14 protein-coding genes are annotated in these 14,037 nt (G+C 71.2%); 8 read left to right on the top strand and 6 right to left on the bottom strand.

Going from position 1 to position 14,037, the window contains the following annotated elements; genetic code table 11:
* Window positions 1–3 precede the first annotated feature (3 nt).
* Genes rimI through IE318_RS01765 form a run of 3 tightly spaced genes read left to right on the top strand, consistent with a single transcriptional unit; the run spans window position 4 to window position 1,861 of the window.
* Window positions 4–483, top strand: coding sequence for a ribosomal protein S18-alanine N-acetyltransferase (rimI, locus tag IE318_RS01775; protein ID WP_107473357.1), 480 nt, complete (start codon window positions 4–6; stop codon window positions 481–483).
* Between the two features lie 5 nt (window positions 484–488).
* The gene (tsaD, locus tag IE318_RS01770) at window positions 489–1,598 is read left to right on the top strand and encodes a tRNA (adenosine(37)-N6)-threonylcarbamoyltransferase complex transferase subunit TsaD (RefSeq protein ID WP_189895696.1); all 1,110 of its coding nucleotides are present in this window, start codon (window positions 489–491) and stop codon (window positions 1,596–1,598) included.
* On the top strand, window positions 1,595–1,861 hold the full coding sequence (locus tag IE318_RS01765; protein WP_030173995.1) for a hypothetical protein: 267 nt from the start codon (window positions 1,595–1,597) through the stop codon (window positions 1,859–1,861). The genes tsaD and IE318_RS01765 overlap by 4 nt, the downstream gene beginning before the upstream one ends.
* Window positions 1,862–2,156: 295 nt before the next feature.
* Here IE318_RS01765 and IE318_RS01760 read toward each other — a convergent pair whose 3' ends face one another.
* From IE318_RS01760 to IE318_RS01745, 4 genes are read right to left on the bottom strand one after another with little or no spacing between them, the layout of a single operon-like run.
* Window positions 2,157–4,469, bottom strand: coding sequence for a beta-xylosidase/alpha-l-arabinosidase (locus IE318_RS01760; RefSeq protein ID WP_189895695.1), 2,313 nt, complete (start codon window positions 4,467–4,469; stop codon window positions 2,157–2,159).
* Window positions 4,470–4,504: 35 nt separating this feature from the next.
* Window positions 4,505–5,410 carry a carbohydrate ABC transporter permease gene (locus tag IE318_RS01755; RefSeq protein WP_189895694.1) on the bottom strand — a complete coding sequence of 302 codons (906 nt, stop codon included), beginning with the start codon at window positions 5,408–5,410 and terminating at the stop codon, window positions 4,505–4,507.
* Window positions 5,411–5,414: 4 nt separating this feature from the next.
* A complete protein-coding gene (locus IE318_RS01750) occupies window positions 5,415–6,311 on the bottom strand; it encodes a carbohydrate ABC transporter permease (RefSeq protein WP_189895693.1) in 897 nt (298 codons plus the stop codon).
* The gene (locus tag IE318_RS01745) at window positions 6,308–7,615 is read right to left on the bottom strand and encodes an ABC transporter substrate-binding protein (RefSeq protein WP_189895692.1); all 1,308 of its coding nucleotides are present in this window, start codon (window positions 7,613–7,615) and stop codon (window positions 6,308–6,310) included. The genes IE318_RS01750 and IE318_RS01745 overlap by 4 nt, the downstream gene beginning before the upstream one ends.
* Window positions 7,616–7,759: 144 nt before the next feature.
* Between IE318_RS01745 and IE318_RS01740 the strand changes: the two genes are divergently transcribed.
* A complete protein-coding gene (locus tag IE318_RS01740) occupies window positions 7,760–8,788 on the top strand; it encodes a LacI family DNA-binding transcriptional regulator (RefSeq protein WP_030174005.1) in 1,029 nt (342 codons plus the stop codon).
* 73 nt (window positions 8,789–8,861) lie between these two features.
* Here IE318_RS01740 and IE318_RS01735 read toward each other — a convergent pair whose 3' ends face one another.
* On the bottom strand, window positions 8,862–9,290 hold the full coding sequence (locus tag IE318_RS01735; protein WP_030174008.1) for a large conductance mechanosensitive channel protein MscL: 429 nt from the start codon (window positions 9,288–9,290) through the stop codon (window positions 8,862–8,864).
* A 125-nt stretch (window positions 9,291–9,415) separates the two neighbouring features.
* Window positions 9,416–10,618: a THUMP-like domain-containing protein gene (locus IE318_RS01730; protein ID WP_229903279.1), complete on the bottom strand. Its 1,203-nt coding sequence runs from the start codon at window positions 10,616–10,618 to the stop codon at window positions 9,416–9,418.
* A gap of 91 nt (window positions 10,619–10,709) precedes the next feature.
* Between IE318_RS01730 and IE318_RS01725 the strand changes: the two genes are divergently transcribed.
* The 4 genes from IE318_RS01725 to groEL all read left to right on the top strand — a co-directional run.
* Window positions 10,710–11,654, top strand: coding sequence for a polysaccharide deacetylase family protein (locus IE318_RS01725; protein WP_189895691.1), 945 nt, complete (start codon window positions 10,710–10,712; stop codon window positions 11,652–11,654).
* Complete coding sequence (locus tag IE318_RS01720) at window positions 11,651–12,484, top strand: polysaccharide deacetylase family protein (RefSeq protein ID WP_189895690.1); 834 nt, start codon at window positions 11,651–11,653, stop codon at window positions 12,482–12,484. The genes IE318_RS01725 and IE318_RS01720 overlap by 4 nt, the downstream gene beginning before the upstream one ends.
* A gap of 400 nt (window positions 12,485–12,884) precedes the next feature.
* Window positions 12,885–13,193 (top strand): co-chaperone GroES, encoded by a 309-nt coding sequence (gene groES, locus IE318_RS01715; protein WP_009190181.1) that lies wholly within the window; start codon window positions 12,885–12,887, stop codon window positions 13,191–13,193.
* Window positions 13,194–13,306: 113 nt separating this feature from the next.
* Window positions 13,307–14,037, top strand: a 731-nt coding sequence (gene groEL, locus IE318_RS44650) for a chaperonin GroEL (RefSeq protein WP_229903278.1), incomplete at its 3' end; no start/stop codon positions are given.

Genomic DNA, 14,037 nt, shown 5'->3' with positions numbered 1-14,037 from the left:
GAGATGCGCTGGTGGGACATCGACCCGGTGCTGGTGCTGGAGAAGGACCTGTTCCCCGAGGACACCTGGTCGCGGGGCATGTTCTGGTCGGAGCTGGCGCACTCCCGCGGCCCGCAGGCGACCCGGCGGTACGTGGTGGGCGAGGAGAACGGCCGGATCGTCGGCTACGCCGGTCTCGTCGCCTCCGGTGACCAGGCCGACATCCAGACCATCGCGGTCGCCCGCGACCACTGGGGCACCGGCCTCGGCGCCCGGCTGCTGACCGAACTGCTGCGGGCCGCGAGCGCCTTCGAGTGCTCCGAGGTGATGCTCGAGTGCCGCGTGGACAACGTCCGCGCCCAGCGGCTCTACGAGCGCTTCGGCTTTGAACCCATCGGCTTCAGGCGTGGCTACTACCAGCCGGGGAACGTGGACGCCCTGGTGATGCGCCTGTCCGATCCGGCGACCCCCCGTAACCCCGTCAACGGCGTACAAGGAACTTGAGACCCATGGCTGACACCCGGGACGAGCCGCTCGTCCTCGGCATCGAGACCTCCTGCGACGAGACCGGCGTCGGCATCGTCCGCGGCACCACGCTGCTGGCCGACGCGGTCGCCTCCAGCGTCGACGAACACGCCCGTTTCGGCGGCGTCGTCCCGGAGGTGGCGTCCAGGGCCCACCTGGAGGCGATGGTCCCCACCATCGACCGCGCGCTGAAGGAAGCCGGGGTGAGCGCCAAGGACCTGGACGGCATCGCGGTCACCGCCGGCCCCGGCCTGGCGGGGGCGCTGCTGGTCGGTGTCTCGGCGGCGAAGGCGTACGCCTACGCGCTCGGCAAGCCGCTGTACGGCGTCAACCACCTCGCCTCGCACATCTGCGTGGACCAGCTGGAGCACGGCCCGCTGCCCGAGCCGACGATGGCCCTGCTGGTCTCCGGCGGCCACTCCTCCCTCCTGCTGTCCACGGACATCACCTCCGACGTGCGCCCCATGGGCGCGACGATCGACGACGCCGCCGGCGAGGCCTTCGACAAGATCGCGCGCGTGCTGAACCTGGGCTTCCCCGGCGGTCCGGTCATCGACCGGTACGCGCGTGAGGGCGACCCGGAGGCGATCGCGTTCCCGCGCGGCCTGACCGGCCCGCGCGATCCTGCCTACGACTTCTCGTTCTCCGGTCTGAAGACGGCGGTGGCCCGCTGGATCGAGGCCAAGCGGGCGGCCGGGGAGGATGTCCCGGTGCGGGACGTCGCGGCCTCCTTCCAGGAGGCGGTGGTGGACGTCCTGACCCGCAAGGCCGTACGCGCCTGCAAGGACCAGGGCGTGGACCATCTGATGATCGGCGGTGGCGTGGCCGCCAACTCCCGGCTGCGCGCCCTGGCCCAGGAGCGCTGCGAGGCGGCCGGTATCCGGCTGCGCGTCCCGCGCCCCAAGCTGTGCACGGACAACGGCGCGATGGTCGCCGCGCTCGGCGCCGAGATGGTCACCCGGGGCCGGGCCGCCTCCGGCTGGGACCTGTCGGCCGACTCCTCCCTGCCGGTCACGGACCCGCACGTCCCCGGCGACCATGGCCATGGTCACGACCATGTGCACGAGATCAGCAAGGAGAACCTGTACTCGTGACCGTCGCGCTGATGTGGGAGGCCCGGGCGACCGAGGGCCGGGGCGCCGAACTGCTCGCCTGGGTGCGCGAACAGCGCCTGGCCCGGGAGCCGTTGCGCCGGGAGACCTTCCGCGCCCCGCAGGACCGGGTGCTGGTCGTCACCTGGTGGGACGCCTCCTACGACGCCGAGCTGCCGGAACTGCCCGAGCCCGACGCCGAGTCGGTCGTCCGGCCCGTGCACCGGTGGCGATTCGAGTCGCTGGGCGAGGACGCGGATCGCTGAGTGGTGTGCCGGGCCGCCGATGCGCTATGATCATCACACGCAAGCGGGCGAACGAAGGCCCGCGAGCAGTGCGTTGGTGGTCCAAGGAAAGACGCCTCACTTCCTGTGGGGAGATGCAGGTGCAAGGCCTGCCCGGCGCTCGACGAAACCCCGCTCCGGCTCTGCCGGGGCGGGGTTTTCCGTGTTCGGCACACGGCGTTCCACATACGGCGTTTTCCCTGTGGCCGTCGCGTCGAAGGCCCGCCTCCCCGGGGGAGACGGGCCTTTTCCGTCCGGTGCTCGGCCGGTTTGGTGCTCAGCCCTCCTGCGAGATCTCCGTCTCGCAGCGCAGCCGCCGCTCCAGGCCCACTTCCCGCACCGGCCCGGTCAGGGTCAGGCGGGCGGTGTGGCGGACGTCCGCCGCGGAGGCCGCCAGCCGCAGTTCCAGCGCGCCGGGCTCGACCACCCGGCGGCCCGACCGGTCGGTGAACGCCGACAGGTCGGCGTGGAAGCGGAACGTCACGCGGCTCGACTCGCCCGGGGCCAGCTCGACCCGCTGGTAGCCGATCAGGCGCACGTCCGGCCGGGTCACCGCCGCCACCGGGTCGTGCAGGTAGAGCTGGACCACCTCCGCGCCCGCCAGGTCACCGGTGTTGCGGACCGTCAGCGAGAGGTCGTAGCCGCCGTCCGTGCCGATCTCCGTGCGCTCGCCGCCCTCGAAGTCCTCCCACGCGAAGGTCGTGTAGGAGCGGCCGTGCCCGAACGCGTACAGCGGCGTCGGGTCCAGGTTGCTCACCTCGCCCGCCAGGCCCAGCGGCGGCTGGAGGTACGTCCACGGCTGGCCTCCGGGGCCGCGCGGCACGCTCACCGGGAGGCGGCCGGAGGGGTTCACGCGGCCGGAGAGCACGCCGGCCACCGCGGGGCCGCCCTCCTCGCCGGGGAAGAACGCCTGCACCGCAGCGGCCAGGTGGCCGTCCCAGCGGCCGAGCGCGTAGGGGCGGCCGGTCAGGAGGACCAGGACGACGGGCACGCCGGTGCCCACCAGCGCGTCCAGCAGCGCGCCCTGCACGCCGGGCAGCGCGAGGTCGGCCACGTCGCAGCCCTCGCCGGACGTGCCCCGGCCGAACAGCCCGGAGCGGTCGCCGAGCACCGCCACGCACACGTCCGCCTCGCGGGTCCGGGCGACGGCCTCCTCGAAGCCGGAGGTGTCCGGGTCCGAGACGCCGCAGCCCTCGGTGTACGTCACCTTCGTGTCGGGGAGTTCGGTGCGCAGGGCGTCCAGCACGGTGGGGATCTCGATGCCCATGGGCGTCTCGGGGTGCAGGGTGCCCACGTGGGAGGGGAAGGAGTAGCAGCCGAGCATCGCCAGCGCGTCCGCGGCGCGGGGGCCGACCACGGCGATACGGGTGTCGGGGGAGAGGGGGAGCACGCCGTCGGGGTTGGCCAGCAGGACCACCGACTCCTCGGCCAGGCGGCGGGCCACGGCCCGGTTCTCGGCCGAGTCCAGGTCGATGGACTCCGTGGGCAGGTCCGGGTCCCAGTCCTCGTCCAGCAGTCCCAGTTCGCACTTCTGGACCAGGACGCGGCGGGCCGCGCGGTCCACCAGCTCCTCCGGGACCGTCCCGGCCCGTACCGCCGCCGCCAGATCCTTGCCGTAGCACTTCAGGGTGGGCAGTTCGACATCGATGCCGGCGGCCAGGGCCAGGTGCGCGGACTCGGTGGGGCTGCCGGCGACCCGGTGCAGGGTCTGGAGGAAGTCGATGGCGAAGTAGTCGGCGACCACCGTGCCCGTGAAGCCCCACTGCTCGCGCAGGAGTTCGGTGAGCAGCTGCGGGTCCGCGGAGGCCGGGACGCCGTCCGTCTCCGTGTACGCCGCCATCACCGAGCGGGCCCCGCCCTCGCGCAGCGCCATCTCGAACGGCGGCAGCGTGACGTCCGCGAACTCGCGGGTGCCGGCCCGGACGGGGGCCAGGTTACGGGCGCCCGCGGAGGAGGCGTACCCGGCGAAGTGCTTGAGGGTGGCGACGATCCCGGCGGACTCCAGGCCCCGCACATACGCGCTGCCGATGGTGCCGACCAGGTAGGGGTCCTCGCCGATGGTCTCCTCGACCCGGCCCCAGCGCAGGTCGCGGACCACGTCCAGGACGGGGGCCAGGCCCTGGTGCACGCCCACGGAGCGCATGTCCCGGCCGATCCGCGCGGCCATCGCCTCCACCAGGGCGGGGTCGAAGCTCGCGCCCCAGGCCAGCGGGACCGGGTAGGCGGTGGCGGCCCAGGTGGTGAAGCCGGCCAGGCACTCCTCGTGGGCGACGGCGGGGATGCCGAAGCGGCCGGCCTCGGCGATACGGCGCTGGGCGCGGGCCAGCGCCTGCGCGCCCAGCGCCGGGTCCACGGGGGAGGTGCCGAAGGAGCGGGTGAGCTGGCCGAGGCCCTGGGTGATCAGCTCGTCCCAGTCGTAGTCGGTGTTCATGTGCTGCTGGTGCGGGGCGACTCCGTCGCCGTCCGTGGCGGCGCCCACCCATACGCCGTACAGCTGAGCGATCTTCTCCTCGAGGGTCATCCGGGAGAGCAGGTCGTCGACGCGGGTGGCGGCGGGCAGAGCAGCGTCACGCCAGGGGGCGGTGGTCATGGAACTCCTGTCAGAGTCGTCGGGGAAGGGTGCGTTCACTTGCCGCCCACGCCCATCAGTCCGCCGACGAGGGCACGCCGGGCCACCAGATAGACGGCGAAGATCGGGATCCCCGAGAGGACGACCGAGGCGAGCAGGGCGGGGATGTTCACCCCGAACTGGCTGACGTAGTTGAACAGGCCGAGGGTCAGCACGCGCGGGCCGTCGGACTGGGTGAAGATCAGCGGGAAGAGGAAGCCGTTCCAGGCCTGGAGCGCCGAGTAGATGACGACGGTGCTGATCCCGCCCTTGGTCATCGGGATGACCAGCTGGAAGAGCATGCGGGTGGTGGAGGCGCCGTCCAGGGACATCGCCTCGTACATCTCCTCGGAGATGTCCCGCATGGTGCCGGTGAGGATCAGCGTGGACACCGGCATGGCGAAGGCCGCGGTGGGCAGGATGATCGCGAGCAGGCTGTCGTAGAGGTTCAGCTTGGCGATCATCAGGTAGAGCGGGACCACGACCGCCTGCGCGGGGATGGCCACGCCCAGCAGGAACAGCCGGAAGGTCGCGCCCGACCAGAAGGTGCGGGCGCGCACGGCCACGTAGGACAGCGGGACGCACAGCGCCAGCACGATCACCACGACCGCCGCCGCCACCAGGAGCGTGTTGAGCAGGAAGTGGCCGAAGCCGTTGTGCAGGACGGTGTTGTAGTTGTCCAGCGTGGGGTGGCTGGGCGGCTTGAGGGCGTTGTTGCCCAGCGCCTGGTCCTGGCGGGTCAGCGAGACCGAGATCATCGCGTAGATCGGGATTATCACCACGACGAGCCACAGCACCGACCCCACACCCGCGAGCGGGTTGGGGCGTCGGGTCCAGTGCCGCCGGCGGCGGCCGGGGTCCGTGGCGGACGGGCGGGTGGAGGTTTTCACAGGACGCGGACGTCGCAACGTGTCGTGTGACATCTCGTCACATTCCTTCCCTGGTGCTGCGCATGTTCCCGAAGCCGGAGAGCCGCACCAGCAGCAGCGACAGCGCGGTGGCGGCGACGACGAGGAAGGACGCGACGGCGCTCGCGTAGCCGAAGTCGTAGTTCTTGAAGCCCGCCTGGTACATCAGGTACGGCAGGATCGCGGTGTCCGTGCCCGGACCGCCCTGGGTCAGGATCAGCACGGTCTCGAAGTACGTCAGCGAGCCGACGATCATCAGCACGCTGGACGTGGTCGCCGTGTTGCGCAGCTGGGGCAGGGTGATGGAGAAGAACTGGCGGTAGCGGCCCGCGCCGTCCATCGCGGCGGCCTGGTAGAGCACCTCGGGGATCTGCCGGGCCCCGCCCTGGTAGATCAGGGTGTGGAAGGGGATGAACTGCCAGCCGCCGACGAACACGATCGCCAGGAAGGCGCCGGAGGTCGTGCCGAGCGTGTCCCCGTGGATGATGCCGAAGTTCGGGTCGAGCAGGGCGTAGAACAGCAGCGAGATCGCCGTCGAGGACAGCAGGAACGGCACGAAGAAGACCGCGGAGAGGAACGCGCGGTTGCGCTGGCGGCCCGCCGCCCAGACTCCGAGCAGCAGTGACACCACCGTCTGGAAGGCCCAGCTGACGACGGTCAGCAGGACGGTCACCGTCAGGGACTGGGTCAGCCGCGGGTCGTCGAACAGCTTCTGCCAGTTGGCGAGGCCCACCGGCTCGGGGTCGCCGAGGCCGTTCCACTTGGTGAAGGAGAGGTAGAACGCCAGCGCCATGGGGGCGACGGCGAAGATCGTGAAGAACAGGACGGCGGGCAGGGCCCAGACGGCGCTCGGGCGGCCCGCCCGCACGCCCCGGCCGGGCCCGCCCTTCGTCCGGGTGGTGACCGACGAGCTCACTTCAGCCCCTTGAGCGCCGAGACGAACTGGCTCGGCGACGACTTGCCCACGAACAGCTTGTTGACCTCGGTCAGCATCGGCTGCGACACGTTCGGGTCGACCGCCTGGTCCCAGCTGAGCGTGAACGCCGGGGCGTTCTGCACCATCTGGTACTGGAACTTGGCGAACTCCGGGTTCGGGGAGGCGTCCAGCAGCTTCTCCGCGATGGTCGTGGTCGGGACGTCACCGTTGGCGATCAGGTCCTTGGTGTACGCCTCGGAGGCGCAGTCGCGCAGGAAGGCTATGGCCGCGTCCTTGTTGGAGACCCGGGCGTTGACCGACCAGTAGTTGGTGGGGTTGCCGACGACGTTGCGGATGTCGCCGGCGCCGCCGTCGTAGCTCGGGAACGCGAACCAGCCCAGGTCCTTCTTGGCGAAGTCCGGGAACTTGCCGAGCTGCGTGGAGTACTCCCACGAGCCCATCAGGTGCATCGCCGCCCTGCCCTTGGCGAGCAGCGCGGGCGCGCCGCCGTTGGTGTACGCCACCGAGCTGAAGCCCTTGCCGAAGGCGCCGTCGTCGATGAGCTGCTTGGCCGCCTCCGCGGCCTTGAGCACGGCCGGGTCGCCCCAGGCGGAGGTGTCGCCGTCCTTGATCTTGGCGAAGACCTGGGGGCCGCCGATGCGGTCGACCAGGTACTCCAGCCACATCAGCTCGGGCCAGATGTCGGCGCCGCCGAGCGCGAAGGGGGTGATCTTCGCCTTCTTCAGCTTGGCGTTGAGGTCGAGCAGCTGGTCCCAGGTCTTGGGCGCCTGGAGCTTGTGCTCGGTGAACAGGGTCTTGTTGTAGAAGACCAGCACGGGCTGCATGCCGCGCATCGGGATGCCGTACATCTTGTTCTCGAGCGCCCCGGAGGCGAGAACGGAGGGCAGGAAGCCGCTCTTGAGGACCGAGTCGGACTGGATGGTGTCGGTCAGGTCGATCAGCTGGTCGGCTTCCTTGTACGCCTTGATCGAGCCGCCGCCCCAGTTGAAGAACACGTCGGGGGCGTTGGGCGAGCCCATCGCGGTGCGCAGCTTGGCCGGGTAGTCCGCGCCGGGCACCTTCTGCAGCTTGACCTTGCCCTTGGCCGTCTTGGCCGCCGCAGAGGCGTTGAACCGGGTGACCGCCTTCTCCTGTACCTTGACTGCGTCGTCGCCGTACGTCATGGCGTTGACGGTGCCGCCCGAGCCGCCCGAGCCGCTGCCGGAACCACAGGCGGTCAGTCCGGCGGCGGCGACGACGCCCGCGCCCGCACCGAGGAACCAGCGTCTGCTGTAGGACTCCATAAGGCGGCACCTTTCACAAAGATCACTCGGGCAGGACGCTGCGTCGGTTACCCGAATGTTTCGGATGTTACTTCGAATGTTCCGGGAACGTAAGACGTTCTGGGGGGTTCGTCAAGAGGTCTTGCGGAGTTACGATCTCGGACCATGAAGCCGATGAAGACCGCGGAAACCCGCACTGCCACACTTGCCGAGATCGCCCGCGAGGCAGGCGTGTCGGCTCCGACTGTTTCGAAGGTCCTCAACGGCCGCGCCGATGTCGCCCCGAGTACGCGCAGCCGGGTCGAGGAGCTGCTGCGCGCCCACGGCTACCGGCGCAGACGAGCCGAGGCCACCCGCTCACCCCTGATCGACCTGGTCTTCCACGAGTTGGAGAGCGCCTGGGCGATGGAGGTCATCCGGGGCGTGGAGAACGTGGCCCGGGACGCGGGCCTGAGCGTGGTGCTCTCCGAGAGCGCGGGCCGGCTCATCCCCGGGCGGACCTGGGCCGACCAGGTCGCCGCCCGCCGCCCGCACGGCGTGGTGCTCGTGCTGTCCGGGCTCGACGAGTCCCAGCGGGCGCTGCTGACCAGCCGGTCCATCCCGTTCGTGGTGATGGACCCGGCCGGCGACCCCGGCACCGACGTGCCCTCGATCGGCGCGACCAACTGGCAGGGCGGCCTCGCCGCCACCCGGCACCTGGTCGAGCTCGGCCACACCCGCATCGGCGCGCTCAGCGGGCCGTCACGGATGATGTGCAGCCGCGCCCGGGTCGACGGCTACCGGGCCGCGCTGGAGACCGCGGGGCTGCCGGTGGACCCCTCGCTGATCGTCACCGGCGACTTCCATCACGAGGCCGGTTACCGGCTGGGCCTGAAGCTGCTGCGCCGTGAGGACCGGCCGACCGCGATCTTCGCGGGCAACGACCTCCAGGCGCTCGGCCTGTACGAGGCGGCGCGGGAGCTGGGGCTGCGCATACCGGAGGACCTGAGCGTGGTCGGCTTCGACGACCTGCCCGTGGCCCGCTGGGTGGGGCCGCCGCTGACCACCGTGCGGCAGCCGCTGACGGAGATGGCCGAGGCGGCGGCGCGGCTGGTCCTGGACCTCGGGCGCGAGGAGGAGACGCCGGTGGCGACCCGGGTGGAACTGGCGACGAGCCTGGTCGTCCGCAGCAGCACGGCGGCACCCGGAGCGTGAGAACGGTGCCGACGCGGACTGGTGCGGCGCCGACGCGGGCTTCGAAACTTTCGAAGGGGGCGGTCGGGGCAGCTCAGGCCGCGCCGGGCTGCGCCGAGCCGCAGTAGCGGCACTTGGCGGCGGGCTTGGGCAGGTCGTCCGACAGACACGCCGGGCACGTCTTCGTGGGCACCGGGTCCTTGAAGACCGCCACACCCCGGCGCGCCTGGTAGTGCCGGTAGGGCAGCACGATCAGGAAGTAGACGACCGCCATGAAGATGATGAAGTAGATCAGTGCCGAGATGAACGACCCGATGTCCAGGTAGGTGGCCTTGTTGCCCGGGTTGCCGAGCTGCCAGCCGAGGCCGGGCGACGTGCCGCCCTGGGCGCGGGCGATGATCGGGTTGATCACGAAGTCGGTGAACGCCTTGATCAGCGTGCTGAACGCCAGGGCCACGATCAGGCCGACGGCGATCACGATCACGTCGCCGCGCATCAGGAAGTTCTTGAAGCCCCGCAGCATGGATGTCCTCGCTTCCGCACGCGCCCCGTCCGCCGGCTGCCTGTGGCGGCCACTTGTCGTGTCCACTCTCGCGGCGAGGCGGCCGGTCCGCACGCGCAGCGCGCCCGACCGGGTCGTTCGGCTGATCACTCCGTATGCGGCCCCGTGGGGTGTCCGAGCAGCATGGCGGGGGCGCCCGCGACGCGGGTGAGGAAGACCGTGGCGGCGTTACGGCCGTGCGGCTTGGGCAGCACCTTCCTGCGCAGCTCCTCCGGCTCGACGGCCGAGCCGCGCTTCTTCACGGTCAGGGCGCCGACCTCGCGCTCCCGCAGCAGCGCCTTCAGCTTCTTGACGTTGAAGGGGAGGTGGTCGGTGATCTCGTAGGCGGTGGCGTACGGGGTGGGCCGGAGTTCGTCGGCGGTGACGTACGCGATCGTCTCGTCGAGGAGGCCGCCGTCGAGGTCCGCGGCGACCTCGGCGACGAGATGGGCGCGGATGACGGCGCCGTCGGGCTCGTACAGGTAGCGGCCCGGCGGGCGGACCGGGGGGTTCGCCAGGCCCCGGCCGCGCAGGCTGTGCGGGCCGGGGAGCAGCGTCGCCCGCACCAGGCCCGGCTCGGTGCCGAACCACAGCACCGCCTCCTTCACGTCCCCGCCGTCGGAGATCCACTCGGCCTCGGCCTGCGGCGGCACCGCCTCGTGCGGGACACCGGGGGCGATCTTCAGGGCGGCGTGCGGGGCCTTGAGGGCGGTCCCGACCGCCCAGGAGAGCGGCGGCGAGTAGGCCTCAGGGTCGAAGATCCGACCCCGGCCGCCCCTGCGGGCCGGGTCGACGAACACCGCGTCGTACGGGGAGGTGTCGACGTCCGTCACGTCCGCCTCCCGCACCTCGATCAGCTCGGAGAGCCCCAGGGCCTCGGCGTTCGCGCGGGCCGCGGCGGCGGTCACCGGGTCGCGGTCGACGGCGAGGACCCGGATCCCGGCGCGGGCGAGGGCGATCGCGTCGCCGCCGATGCCGCAGCACAGGTCGGCGAGCGAGGTCACGCCCAGCTCGGCGAGGCGTGCGGCCCGGTGGGCGGCCACGCTCGCCCGCGTCGACTGCTCGACCCCGTTCGGCGTGAAGTACATCCGCCGCGCGTCCTCGGCCCCCAGCTTCGCCGCCGCCCGCTGCCGCAGCCGGGCCTGCCCGAGCGCCGCCGACACCAGTCCGGCCGGGTGGTCGCGGCGCAGGCGGGTGGCGACGGCGAGTTCGTCGGCGGGATCGGTGTCGCGCACCTCGTCGAGGAGGGCGCGGCCCTCGGGGGTGAGCAGGGCTGCGAAGGCGTCGAGCGGGGCCTGTGGGTCGTTCACGGGCTCATTGTCGGCCAGTCGGTGGACGGTGTGCCCGGCGGCCGCGGTGTCGTCGCGGGTGCGGGCCGGTGGCCTGCGAGGATCCGGCACCATGAGAGCAGTCGTACAAAACGATAAAAAGCGTCCCAAGGTGGTCCGTTCTGTCCGGTGCAGGGCGGGTGTCCGAGTCGGGCTCGCCACCCTCGCCGTCGCCGCCCTCGCCTCCGGCTGCTCCGAACGCGACGCACCCGTGCCGCCCGCCCCGGGGCAGCAGCTCGGCCAGGCACCCGCGGCCCGCGCCCTCGACTCCTACGCCACCCGGCTGCGCGCCTCCTACGCGGCCCGGGTCGCCGCCGCCCGGCGCTGGGGCCTGAAGCAGGTCCCCCTCACACCTCCGAAGCCCCCTGCCGTGAAACCGAGGATCACCGCCCGCCCGGGCTTCGAGGTGAGCCGTCAGAAGGACTGGTACCTCCCGCCGGTCTTCACCACGGTCCCCACCGAGGACAAGGTCGTCTTCCTCACCATCGACGACGGCGCGGAGAAGGACCCCGCCTTCCTGCGCATGATGAGCGACCTGAAGATCCCCTACACGGCGTTCCTCACCGACTACCTCATCAAGGACGACTACGCGTACTTCCGGAAGATGCAGGCCTCGGGGGTCACCCTCAACAACCACACACTGCACCACCCCTATCTGCCGGGCCTGTCCTACGAGCAGCAGAGGCGCGAGATCTGCGACATGCAGGACATCATGGAGGACCAGTTCGGCAAGCGCCCGAAGCTCATGCGCCCGCCCTACGGCAACTACAACCAGGACACCCTGGCCGCCGCCAAGGCCTGCGGCATCGAATACGCGCCGATCTGGAACGAGGAGGTCTTCGTCGACCACTGGGAGTTCCGCGAGGACGACCAGCGGCTGCGCCGCGGCGACATCGTCCTCACCCATTTCCGGGGCCGCAAGGAGTGGAACGGCACGATGGCCGACGACATGCGCCGGTTCCTGAACTACGTGACGGCCAAGGGGTTCGCGGTGGCCCGGCTGGAGGACTACCTGTGACGCTGCGGCCGTGGCCCCGGCGCACGGCCGCGCTCCTGCTCGCGGCCGCACTGCTGCTCCTGGCCGGCTGCGCGCCCTCCGTCGACCCGATCGAACGGCTGGGCCGCAAGGCGGCACAGCGGGTACGGCCCCAGACACCGGCCGCCGGACAGCCGTACCGCCACTGGGGCCTCGCGGCCCCGCTGTCCCCGCCCCCGCACCCGCCGGCCCGCCCGCTGCGCCTCACCAAGCGGGCCTCCGCCCTGCCGCCGGTCCTGGACCACGTCCGCACCTCCGACCGGGTCGTCTTCCTCACCTACGACGACGGCGTCGAACGGGACCCGCGGTTCGTCGACATGGTCCGCGAACTGCGGCTGCCGGTCGGCATGTTCCTCACCGACAGCGTCGTCGGCCCGGGCTACGGGCACTTCGGGCGCCTGCTGTCGGCCGGCGCGGACCTGGAGAACCACACCCTGGACCACCCGCCGCTGCGCGGCCTGCCGTACCGGGCCCAGCGCGCGGAGATCTGCGGCCAGCGCGACAAGCTCCACGCCCGCTTCGGCGTCCGCGCCCGCCTCCTCCGCCCGCCCTACGGCGCGTACGACACCACGACCCTGCACGCCGCCGCCCACTGCGGGGTCTCGGCGGTCGTCCTGTGGCGCGCGTCGATGAAGGAGGCCGACCTGCACTTCACCCACGGTCCCCACTCCCTCCGCCCCGGCGACATCCTCCTGGTCGCCGCCAACGACGACGACCTCGACGGCCCACCTCTGCGCACCCGCACGACCCGCCTCCTGCGAAGAATCCAGGAGGAGGGCCTGACGGTGGGGAGGCTGGAGGACTACCTCTGAAGCAAGCGATCCGGGGGGGCGTGATCGGAAGGGCACATCGCGCAGCCGAGTCCGGCATCAAGCAGCCCGTCCGGGGGTGCCCCCTCCGGGGGAGTTCGAGGACGAGGCCGTTCAGGCCGAAGCGGGGGTCTGGGGGGCGGCAGCCCCCAGGGTCGGTCACGACAGGGCACAGCACCTCGCACAGACGACTCGCAGAACGAGCCCCCGGCCGACGCGCCGCGAGGCAATTGGCACTCCGCTTGACCGAGTGCTAACGACGGTCATAGTCTCGGCTCTGGCACTCCCCCCTGGAGAGTGCCAACACAGCGACGGGCAGGTCCGGCACCCGCGACGACGGATCGACCTGGTCGCCACCTCAGACAGTTAACCCCGTGAGATCTCCGAAGGGGGAGGTCGGATCGTGACGACCGCCAGCTCCAAGGTTGCCATCAAGCCGCTCGAGGACCGCATCGTGGTCCAGCCGCTCGACGCCGAGCAGACCACGGCCTCGGGCCTGGTCATCCCGGACACCGCCAAGGAGAAGCCCCAGGAGGGCGTCGTCCTGGCCGTGGGCCCGGGCCGCTTCGAGGACGGCAACCGCCTTCCGCTCGACGTCAAGGTCGGCGACGTCGTGCTCTACAGCAAGTACGGCGGCACCGAGGTGAAGTACAACAACGAGGAGTACCTCGTCCTCTCGGCTCGCGACGTCCTCGCGATCATCGAGAAGTAATCGCCTCGATTCCTGCTCAGAGCTGCGCCCCTGGCCCCCGCGACCGATAAGAAGCCGGGCGCCCGGGGCGCAGCGCCTTTTCCACCCAGATTTCCGAGAGGGCTCCCGCTGCCATGGCGAAGATCCTGAAGTTCGACGAGGACGCCCGTCGCGCCCTCGAGCGCGGCGTCAACAAGCTTGCCGACACGGTCAAGGTGACGATCGGCCCGAAGGGCCGCAACGTCGTCATCGACAAGAAGTTCGGCGCACCCACCATCACCAACGACGGCGTCACCATCGCCCGCGAGGTCGAGGTCGAGGACCCGTACGAGAACCTCGGCGCCCAGCTCGTGAAGGAGGTGGCGACCAAGACCAACGACATCGCTGGTGACGGCACCACCACCGCCACCGTGCTCGCCCAGGCGCTGGTGCGCGAGGGCCTGAAGAACGTTGCCGCGGGCGCCTCCCCGGCCGCCCTGAAGAAGGGCATCGACGCCGCCGTGGCCGCGGTCTCCGAGGACCTGCTGGCCTCGGCCCGTCCGATCGACGAGAAGTCCGACATCGCCGCCGTCGCCGCGCTGTCCGCCCAGGACCAGCAGGTCGGCGAGCTCATCGCCGAGGCGATGGACAAGGTCGGCAAGGACGGCGTCATCACCGTCGAGGAGTCCAACACCTTCGGTCTGGAGCTGGACTTCACCGAGGGCATGGCCTTCGACAAGGGCTACCTGTCGCCGTACTTCGTGACGGACCAGGAGCGCATGGAGGCCGTCCTCGACGACCCGTACATCCTGATCCACCAGGGCAAGATCTCCTCCATCGCGGACCTGCTGCCGCTGCTGGAGAAGATCATCCAGGCGAACGCCTC

It is taken from the genome of Streptomyces spiralis, from assembly GCF_014654675.1.
Taxonomy (GTDB): domain Bacteria; phylum Actinomycetota; class Actinomycetes; order Streptomycetales; family Streptomycetaceae; genus Streptomyces; species Streptomyces spiralis.
Note: the sequence above shows the minus strand (reverse complement) of the source record. Positions and strands in the feature narration are given on the sequence as shown.

Bases quoted from the DNA above. Each gene is read 5' to 3' on its own strand.
- IE318_RS01740 (WP_030174005.1), top strand. From the start codon at position 7,760: ATGAAGCCGATGAAGACCGCGGAAACCCGCACTGCCACACTTGCCGAG.
- IE318_RS01755 (WP_189895694.1), bottom strand. From the start codon at position 5,410: ATGTCACACGACACGTTGCGACGTCCGCGTCCTGTGAAAACCTCCACC.
- IE318_RS01745 (WP_189895692.1), bottom strand. From the start codon at position 7,615: ATGGAGTCCTACAGCAGACGCTGGTTCCTCGGTGCGGGCGCGGGCGTC.
- IE318_RS01725 (WP_189895691.1), top strand. From the start codon at position 10,710: ATGAGAGCAGTCGTACAAAACGATAAAAAGCGTCCCAAGGTGGTCCGT.
- tsaD (WP_189895696.1), top strand. From the start codon at position 489: ATGGCTGACACCCGGGACGAGCCGCTCGTCCTCGGCATCGAGACCTCC.
- IE318_RS01735 (WP_030174008.1), bottom strand. From the start codon at position 9,290: ATGCTGCGGGGCTTCAAGAACTTCCTGATGCGCGGCGACGTGATCGTG.
- IE318_RS01760 (WP_189895695.1), bottom strand. From the start codon at position 4,469: ATGACCACCGCCCCCTGGCGTGACGCTGCTCTGCCCGCCGCCACCCGC.
- rimI (WP_107473357.1), top strand. From the start codon at position 4: ATGCGCTGGTGGGACATCGACCCGGTGCTGGTGCTGGAGAAGGACCTG.